The organism is Halomonas llamarensis (assembly GCF_023555005.1).
GTDB lineage: Bacteria > Pseudomonadota > Gammaproteobacteria > Pseudomonadales > Halomonadaceae > Vreelandella > Vreelandella llamarensis.
In genome coordinates, this window is the sequence record NZ_JAMJPJ010000001.1 from 142,393 (window position 1) to 155,921 (window position 13,529).

The 13,529-nt window shown below is 58.7% G+C and carries 12 protein-coding genes; 10 read left to right on the forward strand and 2 right to left on the reverse strand.

Annotation, left to right across the window (positions count from 1 at the left end):
• The first annotated feature begins 40 nt into the window (after nt 1-40).
• Nucleotides 41-871: an acyl-CoA thioesterase gene (locus tag M8006_RS00620; RefSeq protein WP_250079012.1), complete on the forward strand. Its 831-nt coding sequence runs from the start codon at nt 41-43 to the stop codon at nt 869-871.
• Between the two features lie 147 nt (nt 872-1,018).
• Here the strand turns inward: M8006_RS00620 and M8006_RS00625 are convergent, their stop codons facing one another.
• A complete protein-coding gene (locus tag M8006_RS00625; RefSeq protein ID WP_250079013.1) occupies nt 1,019-2,287 on the reverse strand; it encodes a malic enzyme-like NAD(P)-binding protein in 1,269 nt (422 codons plus the stop codon).
• A 316-nt stretch (nt 2,288-2,603) separates the two neighbouring features.
• Nucleotides 2,604-2,816, reverse strand: a complete 213-nt coding sequence (rpmE, locus tag M8006_RS00630) for a 50S ribosomal protein L31 (protein ID WP_250079014.1) — start codon at nt 2,814-2,816, stop codon at nt 2,604-2,606.
• A 146-nt stretch (nt 2,817-2,962) separates the two neighbouring features.
• Here rpmE and M8006_RS00635 point away from each other — a divergent pair, with 146 nt between their 5' ends.
• The 9 genes from M8006_RS00635 to ubiB all read left to right on the forward strand — a co-directional run bounded on the left by M8006_RS00635 (nt 2,963) and on the right by ubiB (nt 13,520).
• Nucleotides 2,963-5,194: a primosomal protein N' gene (locus M8006_RS00635; RefSeq protein ID WP_250079016.1), complete on the forward strand. Its 2,232-nt coding sequence runs from the start codon at nt 2,963-2,965 to the stop codon at nt 5,192-5,194.
• 108 nt (nt 5,195-5,302) lie between these two features.
• Nucleotides 5,303-6,988 (forward strand): arginine--tRNA ligase, encoded by a 1,686-nt coding sequence (argS, locus tag M8006_RS00640; RefSeq protein WP_250079018.1) that lies wholly within the window; start codon nt 5,303-5,305, stop codon nt 6,986-6,988.
• A 3-nt stretch (nt 6,989-6,991) separates the two neighbouring features.
• Complete coding sequence (locus M8006_RS00645) at nt 6,992-7,762, forward strand: SPOR domain-containing protein (protein ID WP_250079019.1); 771 nt, start codon at nt 6,992-6,994, stop codon at nt 7,760-7,762.
• 139 nt (nt 7,763-7,901) lie between these two features.
• The gene (gene hslV, locus M8006_RS00650; protein ID WP_250079021.1) at nt 7,902-8,420 is read left to right on the forward strand and encodes an ATP-dependent protease subunit HslV; all 519 of its coding nucleotides are present in this window, start codon (nt 7,902-7,904) and stop codon (nt 8,418-8,420) included.
• 3 nt (nt 8,421-8,423) lie between these two features.
• Nucleotides 8,424-9,746, forward strand: coding sequence for an ATP-dependent protease ATPase subunit HslU (gene hslU, locus M8006_RS00655; RefSeq protein ID WP_250079022.1), 1,323 nt, complete (start codon nt 8,424-8,426; stop codon nt 9,744-9,746).
• Between the two features lie 125 nt (nt 9,747-9,871).
• A complete protein-coding gene (locus M8006_RS00660; RefSeq protein WP_250079024.1) occupies nt 9,872-10,255 on the forward strand; it encodes a gamma-butyrobetaine hydroxylase family protein in 384 nt (127 codons plus the stop codon).
• Nucleotides 10,256-10,349: 94 nt separating this feature from the next.
• Nucleotides 10,350-11,105, forward strand: a complete 756-nt coding sequence (gene ubiE / locus M8006_RS00665) for a bifunctional demethylmenaquinone methyltransferase/2-methoxy-6-polyprenyl-1,4-benzoquinol methylase UbiE (protein WP_250079025.1) — start codon at nt 10,350-10,352, stop codon at nt 11,103-11,105.
• 94 nt (nt 11,106-11,199) lie between these two features.
• On the forward strand, nt 11,200-11,901 hold the full coding sequence (locus tag M8006_RS00670; protein ID WP_250079522.1) for a ubiquinone biosynthesis accessory factor UbiJ: 702 nt from the start codon (nt 11,200-11,202) through the stop codon (nt 11,899-11,901).
• A complete protein-coding gene (gene ubiB, locus M8006_RS00675) occupies nt 11,898-13,520 on the forward strand; it encodes a ubiquinone biosynthesis regulatory protein kinase UbiB (RefSeq protein WP_250079027.1) in 1,623 nt (540 codons plus the stop codon). The genes M8006_RS00670 and ubiB overlap by 4 nt, the downstream gene beginning before the upstream one ends.
• The last annotated feature ends 9 nt before the right edge of the window (nt 13,521-13,529 follow it).

A 13,529-nucleotide genomic window follows, 5' to 3' on the forward strand; every position in this document is an offset into this window, starting at 1 on the left:
ATGATAGCGATAAAAATACCGTCCCAGGAAACCGCTTTTTATGACTGATGCACTGAACCAGCTTGTTGATCTGCTCAACCTAGAGCCGCTAGAAGAAACGCTGTTTCGCGGCCAGAGCCAGGATTTAGGTTTTCCCCAGCTGTACGGCGGCCAAGTCCTCGGGCAAGCGCTCGCGGCCGCTTCCAGCACCGTACCCGGCGAGCGTCGCCCCCACTCGCAACACGGCTATTTTTTACGCCCTGGCGACCCCCACCGCCCCGTGGTCTACCAAGTAGACACCGTGCGTGATGGCGGAAGTTTTACCACCCGGCGTGTCACCGCGATTCAAAAAGGGCGACCGATCTTTTTTTGCAGCGCCTCGTTTCACACCCCGGAGCCTAACCCGATTGCCCACCAATGCCAGATGCCAGATGTCCCCACACCGGAGACGCTGCTGGAGAACGGTCAAGCGCACTATTCACGCTTTAAGGGCCACCCGAGCGAGTTTCTCTACCTGCCCGGTAAACTCGATGGCCATTTACCCGCCGAACGCTGCCTATGGTTCCGTTTTGCCGGAGAGCTGCCCGATGATACGCCGCTGCACCGTCACCTGCTCTCGTACGCGTCGGATTTCAACTTATTGACCACCGGGCTTTTGCCCCAAGGTGTGGAATACACCGACCCGAAACTGCAGATCGCCAGCCTTGATCACGCCCTGTGGTTACACAACGACGCCCGCCTGGATGATTGGTTGCTATACGTCACCGACTCCCCTTGGGCCGGTGGTGCACGCGGGCTTGCGCGCGGGCATATCTATAACCGCGAAGGGTTGCTGATCGCCTCCACGGCGCAGGAAGGCTTGATGCGCCTGCATGACGAACCGATTCGTTAAATCGGATTTGCCTAAGCGATTTTGCTAAGACGGCTTTATTAAAACAAGTTTGTTAAAACCAGTCGACGAGAAACACATACGCCCGCTTCAAAAGCGGGCGTATGTGTTTCTATAGGTAACGCGCGTCACGCGCGCATTACTTCGCCATCAACCGTAAACGTCATTGACGTTTTTCAGTGGGTAGTGCGCTGGATACGGTTTGCGCGCCACGCCGGATTCCACCGCGGCCTGCGCGACGGCGGAAGACACGCGGTCCAACAGACGAATATCCACGGGCGTCGGAATAATGTACTCGCGACCGAAATGCATTTCGTCGCACTCGTAGGCATCGAGCACCTCTTGCGGCACCGGATCACGAGCCAAATCTTTTAGGGCGTGAACCGCGGCGACCTTCATCGCCTCATTAATACGCGTCGCACGCACGTCCAGCGCCCCGCGGAAGATAAACGGAAAGCCCAGCACGTTGTTGACCTGATTCGGGAAGTCCGACCGACCGGTGGCCATGATCACATCCGGGCGCACTTCACGCGCGACGGCTGGATGAATTTCCGGGTCAGGGTTGGTGCAGGCGAAAATCACCGGGTCCGCTGCCATCTTTTTCACCTGATCCGCGGAAAGCAGCCCCGGGCCAGAAAGCCCGACAAACACGTCGGCGCCATCAATGGCATCGTCCAGGGTGCGCATATCGGTATCCAGCGCAAACTCGGCCTTATACGCATTGATGCCTTCGCGACTTTTATGAATAACCCCACGGCGGTCGAGCATCACGAGCTTATCTTGGCTCGCGCCACAAGCCACCAGCAAACGCATACAGGCAATGGCCGCAGCACCAGCGCCCATGCAAACGATTTTCACGTCTTCAATCGATTTCCCGGCAATGTCCAAGGCGTTGAGCATACCGGCAGCGGTCACAATCGCGGTGCCATGTTGATCATCGTGAAACACGGGGATATTACACTGTTCGATCAGCGCTTTTTCGATCTCAAAGCACTCGGGGGCTTTTATATCCTCAAGATTGATACCGCCCCAGGTATCGGCGATGCGCGCCACGGTGTCGATAAACGCTTGCGGACTTTCCGCATTGACTTCGACATCGACCGAATTAATCCCGGCAAAGCGCTTAAACAGCACGCCCTTGCCTTCCATCACCGGCTTGCTCGCCATTGGACCGAGATTACCCAACCCCAAAATGGCGCTGCCATCGGAAATAACAGCCACGAGGTTGCCCTTCCCCGTATAGCGATAGACATTCTCGCCATCACGGGCAATTTCTCGCACGGGCTCAGCCACGCCAGGACTATACGCCAACGCCAAATCCCGCCCGGTGGCAGTCGGCTTGGTTAGCTCTACCGAGAGCTTACCGGGAATGGGGTTTGCGTGATAATCCAAAGCAGCCTGCTTAAATGCATCCGTCATGGTCAGGGTCCAAGTTAGCGTTGAAATCAAATCGTTATTTCAGAATATAGAAAAACGCCAAGCGCCTCAAGCGCGAGGCACATAACAACACAAAACGACCGTTTATTCGACTTTTCGTTCTTTTTCACGTCATTTCGGCATTATTTACTGAAAATTATGTAAAAATACCGTCGTAACAACGGTTGCTTTAGCGTTTTTGAGTAAAATTTATGGAAATTTTTTCCATAAAAAATCACCTTTTACAAAAAAACCCCCAGCCAACGCCAGGGGTCTAGAGATCAGCACGTCGCGTGCTTACGCGATACGGTCGAGCAACTTAGCGCTTGATTGCGGCGCCAAAACGCTTGTTAAAGCGCTCTACACGGCCACCGGTGGTCGCTTGCTTCTGCTTACCGGTATAAAACGGGTGGCAGTTAGAACACACGTCCAAGTTAAAACCTTCGTTAGACGTGGAGCCAACCTGGAACTCAGCACCGCACGAGCAAGTAGCGGTGACCGTGTGGTATTTTGGGTGGATACCTTGTTTCATCTTGAACCTCATTGAGCTGTATGCCGCCACCTGATCACGTGCCAAGCACCGCATACGGGTTTTGAAAAACGACTAACCGGTTAATCGCTCGAATCGCCTTGATTCAAGCGGCCGAGCATTCTAGCAAACCTAACGCCGGAGGCCAATTGCCACGCACCCTTTCTGTCGCCTCGCCTATTTTACGCGTGGCGCTACCTTCCCCGCTAAGGCGCTTGTTTGACTACCTGCCCGCCGCGTCAGCCCCCGCCTGCGGCTGGCAGCCAGGCGTGCGCGTGCGCGTGCCGTTTGGGCGCCGCGAGGTCATCGGCGTGGTGATCGAGCTAGCCGAGAAGAGCGAACTGCCGCCAGCACAGCTTCGCGCGGTCAGCGAAGCCCTCGACGACGCGTCACTACCGGCCGACTGGTTGTGGCTGTGCCGTTTTACCGCGCGCTACTACCAGCACAGCCTGGGCGATACGCTCGCCCATGCCATGCCCGCTCGGCTGCGCCAAGGCCACCCCATGGCCGGGCGCACGCAAACCCTGTGGCGGCGTTCACCCACGGCACCAGCAGAGCCGGATTTTGGCCGCGCCACCCGCCAAGCCGAGCTTTGGGCACTCCTTGGGCAACATCCGCACGGGCTACCGGGGCGGGCCATCAGCGCCCACGGTTTCAGCCACGACACACTCACACGATTGGCGCAAAAAGGGCTGATTGAGCCCCACGACATCACGCTCACCGCGCCCGCGTCGCCCAGCGGGCACTTACTCGCCACCCCGGCGCTACCGCTTAATCGCGAGCAAGCCGCGGTACTTTCTGCGCTGCACGAGAAGCTTGACGGCTTTCACCCCTGTCTGATCGAAGGCGTCACCGGCAGCGGCAAAACCGAAGTCTATTTGCAGCTGATCGAAGCCGTCGCCACCAAGGGCAAGCAGTCGCTGGTGCTGGTACCAGAAATTGGCCTCACGCCGCAAACGCTGGCGCGCTTTCGTCGCCGCTTTAACGTGCCGGTGCTCGCGCTGCACTCGGGCCTCACCGACCCCGAACGCCTTGACGTGTGGGAGGCTGCCGCCAGCGGTCGCGCGTTGATCATCATCGGCACCCGCTCGGCGATTTTCACCCCGCTTGCCAACCCCGGCGCGATCATCGTCGACGAAGAGCACGATGGCTCCTACAAACAGCAGGATGGCCTGCGTTATCACGCCCGCGACCTTGCCGTCGCCCGCGCCCATCACCACCAAATCCCGGTGGTGCTAGGCAGCGCCACGCCCTCTTTAGAGAGCTTGCAGCGCGGGCTCGACGGCACTTACCGTCATCTACATTTGATCCAGCGCGCCAGCCGCCACCCGCCGGCAAAACTCGAATTGACCGACCTGCGCCACCAGCGGCGCCAGGGCGGGCTATTGCCCAGTGCCATCAAAGCGATCAAACACACGCTCAAAGCGGGCAAACAAGTGCTGATTTTTATCAACCGCCGCGGCTTTGCACCCACCCTTGCCTGCCACGCCTGCGGCTGGATGGCCGAGTGTGGCGCCTGCGATGCGCGCATGACGCTGCACCGCCAACCACCGCTACTGGCCTGCCACCACTGCGACAGCCGTCGTGCGCTGCCGGATGCGTGCCCCGATTGCGGCAGCGGCGACCTGCGTGCGCTTGGCGCGGGCACCGAACGCACCGAAGAAACACTGCAAGGCTTGTTCCCCAACACCACGGTCTACCGCATCGACCGCGACAGCACTCGGCGTAAAGACAGCTTCGAGCAAATCATCAAGGAAATTCAGCGCGGCGAGCCATGCCTTCTGGTGGGGACGCAAATGCTGGCAAAGGGTCACCACTTGCCCCATGTCACGCTGGTGGTGGTGATCAATGCCGACGGCGGCCTTTATGCGGCCGACTTTCGCGCCCTGGAGCACAGCGCACAGCTATTGGAACAGGTCGCTGGGCGTGCCGGGCGTGCCGCCGACCCCGGCCGTGTGCTGGTGCAAACGCTCCACCCCGATGACCCGCACCTTAGCCAACTGGCCGAGCACGGCTACGGAGCACTTGCGCGCCACTTGCTTGAAGAACGACGCATCGCGCAGCTGCCACCGTTTAGTTTTATGGCGCTGTTGCGCGTGGAAAGCCCGCAGGTCGATGCCGCCACGACGCTGGCTCAAGAAGCCGCACACTACCTACACGAATGGATTCACACCCAGCAAAGCCCAGTGCGCTGTTTAGGCCCGGTGCCGGCGCCCATGGAACGACGCCAGAACCGCTACCACCTGCACGTCATGCTTAGCGCCGGCAAACGCAGCCAGCTTCATCAGGCCGCCAGCGTGCTGGTGCAGTGGCTGGAACAAAGCCGCGAAGCACGCCGCGTGCGCTGGTCGCTGGACATCGACCCACAGAGCCTTACCTGACACGACGGTTTGAAAGTAGGCGACAATCGCCGATAATACGTTTTTTACGATGTGCGCCCGTTATAGGCGCCCGCGCACGCCGCCACCGACGTTACCCGGATACTGCCCATGAAAGACACCATTGTTTCGCTGCTCGAAGGCGCCGTTGCCACGCTCAAGCACCAAGGTGTGCTGCCAAGCGACCTCAGCCCGACGATCAAAGTCGACCCCACCAAAGATAAAGCCCACGGCGATTACGCCACCAACTTGGCGCTGGCCATGGCCAAACCCGCGGGCATGAAACCGCGCGAGCTAGCAGAAGCTGTGATCGACGCCTTACCGGAAAGCGACGCCGTGCAAAAAACCGAGATTGCCGGCCCCGGTTTTATCAACTTTTTCGCCGCCGCCGATGCCGCCGCGCAAGTCGTGGCACAAGTGCTCGATTGCGGCGACACCTTTGGCCGCAGCATGCTCGGCAAAGGTGAAAAGGTGCAGGTCGAGTTTGTCTCTGCCAACCCCACCGGTCCTTTGCACGTGGGCCACGGTCGCGGCGCGGCGATTGGCGATTGCCTATGCCGACTGCTCGAAGCGACCGGTTATGACGTCACCCGTGAGTTTTATTACAACGATGCTGGCGCTCAGATCAAAAAACTGGCGCTCTCGGTACAGGCGCGCGCTAAGGGCTTGGGCCCAGAAGACGCCAGCTGGCCCCAGGATGGCTACCGCGGCGAGTACATCGTCGATGTCGCCAACGACTACCTCGCGGGCAAAACCGTCACCGCCGACGACCGCGAGGTGACCGCTTCAGCCGACTCAAATGATCTTGACGCGATTCAAGCCTTCGCCGTGGCATGGCTGCGCCGCGAGCAGGATTTAGACCTCAAGGCGTTCGGCGTTGAATTCGACGTCTATTTTCTCGAATCGTCGCTGTATGAAGATGGCAAGGTCGATGCCACCGTTGAGAAGCTGATCAGTGGCGGCCACACGTATGAGCAAGACGGCGCCCTGTGGCTGCGTACTACCGACTTCGGCGACGACAAAGACCGCGTGATGCGCAAGCGCGAAGGCGGCTACACCTACTTCCTACCCGACGTCGCCTACCACCTCGATAAGTGGCAGCGCGGCTTCAACACCGTGATCAACGAGCAAGGCGCCGACCACCACTCCACCGTGACCCGTGTGCGTGCCGGCCTACAGGCGCTGGAAGTCGGCATCCCCAACGGCTGGCCGGATTACGTGCTGCACCAGATGGTGATGGTGACCCGCTCAGGCGTCGAGGTAAAACTCTCCAAGCGCGCAGGCAGCTACGTGACCGTGCGCGATTTAATCGACGAAGTCGGCCGTGACGCGACCCGCTTTTTCTTGGCTGCCCGCCGCGCCGATTCGCAGCTGACGTTTGATATTGATCTCGCGCGCTCGCAGTCTAACGATAACCCGGTGTACTACATTCAGTACGCCCACGCGCGGGTGTGCAGTATGTTGCGCAAAGCCCAAGACGCCGATCAGCCGTTCATGCACGACTTAGCGCTGGAACACTTGGCGCTGCTCGACAGCGATCAGGAAAAAGCCGTGCTCAATCGCTTAGCACGCTTTCCTGACGTGGTCGAACATGCCGCCAAAAACCGCGAACCGCAGCAGGTCGCGCAGTACCTGCTGGATCTTGCCGGCGATTTCCACACCTGCTACAACGCAGTGAAAGTCATGGTCGATGACGATGCCACCCGTAACGCCCGTTTGAGCCTTGGTCTGGCGACACGCCAGGTGCTACGCAACGGCCTTGATTTGATGGGTGTTAGCGCACCAGAGGAGATGTAACCCGTGGCCACCCCGCGCAAAAAAACCACCCGTGGCGCCACCTCTCAGCGTAAAAAGTCCGCTAAAAAGCAGGCGGGGTTTCGGCTACCCGGCTGGCTATGGGGGTTGGCCGGGATGGCGGCGGGGTTCTTTCTGGCGCAGCATCAGCATGGCACCGCACCGTGGCAGGAGCCGCCGGACGACACGCCCCAAGCCACGGTGATCTCCAAAGAGCAGCGCGAGGCCCAAGACGCCGCCCGGAAAACCGAGCAGGACGCCCAGCCCTCGATGCCGACGTTTGAGTTTTACACGCTGCTCCCAGAAACCGAGGTGATTGCCCCCGGTGGCGCATTGCCTTCTAGCGTCAATCGCCCGGAGGCAGCCACCAATGCCACTGACATCATCGCTGAACCGCCAGCGGAGGAATCAACGCCAAGCGACAGCACACCCGCCGTCAGCGAGGATGACCCCATCGCTCAAGTGATCGCGGCCAATAGCGATGACGTCAATACAGCCACTACTGCGCCAACCGAGACACCGCCAGGGCGCTACATGCTGCAGGCGGCCTCGTTTCGCGAATTCAATGATGCCGAACAGCTACGTAGCCGACTGCGTAATTTGAGCCTACTGGCACAAATTAGTGAAGTGCAGGCTGGCGGCAACACCTGGCACCGGGTCCAGGTTGGCCCTTACGAAGACACCCGCGAGCTCAACCGAGCGCAGGATTTGATGAACACACAAGGCATTGAGCCACTTTTGATCCAGTTACAGAACGGAAAGACGCGCCAGAACTGAAAAACGTACCAACGCACCCTAGCGGGCGGTTGATTTTTTATCGGCCGCCCGCATTTTGTTGGGACTCGCTTTTTTTTCAGCGGCCGCCTTAGCGGCCGGTTCGTCATCGGGAGTTCGCCTCCCACAAGGAGTTATCTCCATGACTACGATTGTTTCCGTGCGTCGCGGTGACCAAGTTGCCCTGGCGGGGGATGGCCAGGTGTCGCTAGGCAACACCGTGATGAAAGGCAACGCCAGTAAAGTCCGCCGCCTCTACCGCGGCAAAGTGCTGGCCGGGTTTGCTGGTGGCACCGCCGATGCCTTCACGCTGTTTGAGCGCTTTGAAGCGCAGCTAGAGAAATACCAAGGCCACCTCACCAAGGCCGCTGTGGAGCTGGCGAAAGACTGGCGCACCGATCGTGCTTTGCGCCGCTTAGAAGCGCTGTTGGCGGTGGCCGACCACAGCGCCTCGCTGATCATTACCGGCAATGGCGATGTGGTTGAACCCGAACGTGGCATTATCGCCATCGGCTCCGGCGGCAACTTCGCGCTTTCAAGCGCCCGGGCGCTTTTGGAAAACACCGATCTTTCGGCGCGTGAGATTACCGAGAAGTCGTTAGAGATCGCCGGTGACATCTGCGTGTTCACCAACCACCACGTCACGATGGAAGAGCTATAAGCCATGACACAGATGACTCCCCGCGAGATCGTTCACGCGTTAGATCAGTTCATCATCGGCCAGCAAGATGCCAAGCGCGCCGTCGCCGTCGCCCTACGTAACCGCTGGCGCCGCATGCAGCTCGACGACGAGCTGCGCTCTGAAGTGACGCCCAAAAACATCCTGATGATCGGCCCGACCGGCGTAGGCAAAACGGAAATTGCCCGCCGCTTGGCCAAGCTTGCCCGCGCACCCTTTATCAAGATAGAAGCGACCAAGTTCACCGAAGTGGGCTATGTGGGCCGCGATGTCGAATCGATCATCCGCGATTTGATGGAAGCCGCGATCAAAATGGTGCGCGAGCAAGCCAAAGAAGAGGTTAGCCACCGCGCCGAAGACGCGGCGGAAGACCGCATCCTTGATGCGCTGCTGCCGCCGCCCCGTGGCCAGGAAGACCAACCTCGCGAAGATAACGGCACACGTCAGGCCTTCCGCAAAAAGCTACGCGAAGGCCAGCTCGATGACAAAGAGATCGATATCGAGCTTTCCCAGCAGGGGCCGAACGTGGATATCATGACGCCCCCGGGCATGGAAGAAATGACTCAACAGCTGTCGAGCTTGTTCTCCAACATGGGCCAGCAAAAGCGCGAAACGCGCCGCGTCAACGTCAAAGACGCCTTTGGCCTGCTGCGCGACGAGGAAGCGGGCAAGCTGGTCAACGAAGAGGATATCAAATCGCGTGCGGTGGAAGCCGTCGAGCAGCATGGCATCGTGTTTCTGGATGAGATCGACAAAGTCGCCAAAGGCAGCGGCCAATCCAGCGGTGGCGAGGTTTCCCGCGAGGGCGTACAGCGCGACTTATTGCCGTTGATCGAAGGCTCCACCGTCTCGACCAAGCACGGCATGGTGAAGACCGACCATATCCTGTTCATCGCCTCGGGGGCGTTTCACCTATCGCGTCCGTCAGATTTGATTCCCGAATTACAGGGTCGCCTGCCGATTCGCGTTGAACTCGATGCGCTCACCCCAGGGGATTTTAAACGCATCCTCACCGAGCCGTCGGCATCGCTGACCAGGCAGTATCAGGCGTTACTGGCCACCGAAGGGCTGGATATTGAATTCACCCCTGACGGTATCGAGCGTATCGCCGAGATTGCCTGGCAGGTTAACGAAGGCACCGAAAATATTGGCGCACGCCGCCTCCACACGGTGATGGAGCGACTCTTGGAAGAAGCCTCTTTCCGCGGCGGCGATATGGAAAGCCCGCTTTCGATCGACGCCGACTACGTCAACGCGCAGCTTGGCGAACTTGCCGTTGACGAAGATCTCTCGCGCTATATCTTGTAAATCATACCTTGTAAAACATGGTGTCATCCGCCACCTTCAAACTGCCTAGCTTAGCTGGGCAGTTTGCGCTAGTTCTTATCTATGCTAGTTCTTATCTATGTTAGCCCCAGCCATGAGGCACCGTCATGAGCGCTAATACCCCCAGCCGCGTTCACTACCATAAGCAAGCCCGCGAACTTGAACTCGGCTATGCCAACGGCGAAAACTATCGGCTACCGATTGAGCTTTTGCGCGTGTTCTCGCCTTCTGCGGAAGTGCGCGGGCACGGCGGCGATACAGCCGTCTTGCAAGTCGGCAAAAAACACATTGGCCTACAAAACATCACCCCGGCGGGCAACTACGCCCTCAAACTGCATTTTGACGACGGCCACGACAGCGGCCTGTTTAGTTGGAACTATCTCTACGAGCTCGCCACTCACCAAGACGATTATTGGCGCGATTATTTACAACGCTTGGAAGACGCGGGCGCTTCCCGCGAGCCGTCAGGCATCGAGGTTAAGTCGATCTAGGTAAGCGCAGACAAATCGGGGCAGACAAGGCTACAATGGTATTCAACTATTTCACCCACGGTTTAACCGTCTCGACTTCGGGAGCTACCGCCCCATGAGCCCCACGGAAAAGCGCACGACCCACTTCGGTTACGAAGAAGTGTCGGTCGATGAGAAAGCGTCTCGCGTCGCCGATGTTTTCCACTCCGTTGCCGCCCGTTATGACGTCATGAATGACCTGATGTCGATGGGCATCCACCGCCTGTGGAAGCGTCTTACGATTGAGCGCTCGGGCGTTCGCCCTGGCCACCAGGTACTGGATATTGCTGGCGGCACGGGCGATTTAACGCTTAAGTTTTCGCGCATGGTGGGCCCGCGCGGCAAGGTCGTACTCGCCGATATCAACGCCTCTATGCTGCACGTTGGGCGCGACAAGCTGATGGATAACGGCGTGGGCGGCAATGTCGAGTACGTGCAAGCCAATGCCGAGTGCTTGCCGTTTCCCGATAACAGCTTTGACTGCATCACCATTGCTTTTGGCCTGCGCAACGTCACCGATAAAGACGCTGCGCTGCGTTCGATGGCGCGCGTGCTAAAACCCGGCGGGCGTCTGCTCGTGCTGGAGTTTTCCAAGCCTAACAACCCGCTGCTCACCAAGGCGTACGATGAATATTCGTTCCGTTTGCTGCCCAAAATAGGGCAGTTTGTGGCGGGCGATGAAGAAAGTTACCGCTACTTGGCCGAGTCCATCCGCATGCACCCGGATCAAGAAACCCTCAAAGGCATGATGGAAACCGCGGGGCTAGACCGCGTGGAGTACACCAACCTGACCGGTGGTATTGTCGCGCTGCACCGCGGCATTAAGTTATGAGGCAACCAACAACGCCAGCATCAATGAAGCCAGTATTGATGACATTCGCATTGATGAAGTTAGCCACAAAGAATTCAGCGACGATGAGGTCAGCATGCTGGTAACGCCCGCCCTGCTATTGGCTGGCTGCGAGCGCACGCTAAATGCGCTGCTAGCCCGCGACCCTGCTGCCCCGGCACGCCTTGAAGCCCTTGCCGGAAACAGGCTGCTGATTCGCCTAGAGCAGCCACACCTACAGCTTTTACTACACTTTCATCGCGGTGGCATCGACTTGCGCCGCGCCGAGGCGCTTGACGAAGCCGACGCCGATGCCGTGGTTGAACTCACCCCGGAGACACTCTCCGAGTGGATCAGCGGCACCTCCGTTGAGCGGCTGATGTTTGAGGGCAAGCTCTCGGTGCGTGGTCGCACGTACCTGTTGGAATCCACCCGCGAGCTTCTAACCGACCTCGACATCGACTGGGAAAGCGAACTCGCCCGCTGGCTGGGGGCGACACCCGCCCACTCACTGGCCGAGGGGTTGCGCCGCGCGGGGCGTTGGGGCCTACGCGCCAAAGACGAACTGATGGCGGATGTCTCAGAATACGTGTTTGAAGAAGCGCGGCTGCTACCTGGGCGTCAACAACGCGACGTGCTGCGCGATCATCTCACCGAGCTTGAGGTCGCCACCGACCGCTTGGAAGCACGCTTAAAGCGCCTACACCGACGCATCACCCAACAACATACTGCGGCCCAACAAAATAGCGAGGCCCAACAGAATAGCACGACGGAAAGTCCGGGAGACACACCGACATGAGCCTACGCTTAGTGCGCATTGGCTGGATCATTGCCCGCCACCGTTTGGATACGCTGATCCCGTTGGAGCGTCTGCCCTGGTGGATGCGCACGCTACTTTGGTTCTCGCCGTTAAAACTGTTTCCGCGGGATGAGCGCTCCCGCGGCGAGCGCTTGCGTTTGGCGCTGGAAGGCTTAGGGCCGATTTTCGTCAAGCTCGGCCAGATGCTCTCGACGCGCCGCGATTTACTCCCCGAAGATATCGCCGACGAACTCAAACGCCTACAGGATCAAGTCCCGCCTTTCCCCGGCGATGCGGCCGTGGCACGGGTAGAAGAACAACTCGATATGTCGCTTAGCGAGGCATTTGCCAGTTTTGATCGCGTTCCGCTGGCCTCGGCGTCAATTGCCCAAGTCCACGCCGCCACACTTCATAGTGGCGAGGAAGTCGTGGTCAAAATCATTCGCCCTGGCATTATGCGTGTCATGCGCCAAGACATCGCGCTGCTCTACCAGATCGCCAAGGTACTAACCAAAGTACCCGAAGCGCGGCGCTTGCGCCCGGTGGAAGTGATCCGCGACTACCAATCGACACTATTTGACGAGCTTGACCTTTACAAAGAGGCCGCTAATACCTCGCAACTTAAGCGTAATTTTAAAGACTCGCCGCTGTTATTCGTACCCACCATTTACTGGCCTTACACGCGGCGTCACGTCATGGTGCAAGAGCGCATTCGCGGCGTACCGGTGGCCGATATGACCACCTTAACGGCCTGCAACACCAACTTAAAAAAACTCGCTGAGACCGGCGTGGAGTTATTTTTCACCCAGGTCTTTCGCGATAACTTCTTTCATGCTGACATGCACCCCGGCAATATTTTTGTTAACTGCGACGACCCGGAAACCCCCCAGTATATTGCCATCGACTGCGGCATTGTCGGCAGCCTCACCCGCGAAGACCAAGACTACTTGGCGCGTAACCTACTGGCATTTTTCCACCAGGATTACTATGAAGTCGCGGCGCTGCATATCGAGTCTGGCTGGGTCGGCGAAGACACCCGCGCCAACGAATTCGCCGCGGCAATTCGAACTGTTTGCGAGCCGATTTTGGAAAAACCGTTAAAAGACATCTCATTTGGTCAAGTGTTACTCGGCTTATTCCAAACGGCGCGACGCTTTAATATGGAAGTGCAGCCACAGCTGGTACTGTTGCAAAAAACACTACTCAACATCGAAGGCCTTGGCCGCCAGCTCTACCCAGATTTGGACCTGTGGAGCACCGCCAAGCCGTTTTTAGAGCGCTGGATGAAAGAGCGCGCCGGCGCACGCGGGCTGTGGGACTCTCTCAAACGCCAGGCGCCCGAGCTCTCCCATCAGCTACCGGAGCTACCGGTGTTAGCTCACAAAGCGCTAAGCCGCATGGAACATGAACAGCGCCAACGCCAACAGCAATCCAGCGCGATCACTTCAATTCGCCACCACCTAACACGCCAAGGCAACCGCTCCTATCGCCTGCGCTTAGGGCTGATATTGCTCGCCATCGCGCTGGCATGGCAGCCGCTCAGCCAGTGGGTGGCCATCCAGGAATGGCCGGTACTCGCCGCCGCGGCGATCGGGTTACTGCTACTGGCGTGGCATTAGCGCACATGC

Coding starts and splice junctions, on each gene's coding strand:
- ubiB (WP_250079027.1), top strand. CDS start 11,898: ATGAGCCTACGCTTAGTGCGCATTGGCTGGATCATTGCCCGCCACCGT.
- ubiE (WP_250079025.1), top strand. CDS start 10,350: ATGAGCCCCACGGAAAAGCGCACGACCCACTTCGGTTACGAAGAAGTG.
- argS (WP_250079018.1), top strand. CDS start 5,303: ATGAAAGACACCATTGTTTCGCTGCTCGAAGGCGCCGTTGCCACGCTC.
- M8006_RS00660 (WP_250079024.1), top strand. CDS start 9,872: ATGAGCGCTAATACCCCCAGCCGCGTTCACTACCATAAGCAAGCCCGC.
- M8006_RS00670 (WP_250079522.1), top strand. CDS start 11,200: ATGCTGGTAACGCCCGCCCTGCTATTGGCTGGCTGCGAGCGCACGCTA.
- rpmE (WP_250079014.1), bottom strand. CDS start 2,816: ATGAAACAAGGTATCCACCCAAAATACCACACGGTCACCGCTACTTGC.
- hslU (WP_250079022.1), top strand. CDS start 8,424: ATGACACAGATGACTCCCCGCGAGATCGTTCACGCGTTAGATCAGTTC.
- hslV (WP_250079021.1), top strand. CDS start 7,902: ATGACTACGATTGTTTCCGTGCGTCGCGGTGACCAAGTTGCCCTGGCG.
- M8006_RS00625 (WP_250079013.1), bottom strand. CDS start 2,287: ATGACGGATGCATTTAAGCAGGCTGCTTTGGATTATCACGCAAACCCC.
- M8006_RS00620 (WP_250079012.1), top strand. CDS start 41: ATGACTGATGCACTGAACCAGCTTGTTGATCTGCTCAACCTAGAGCCG.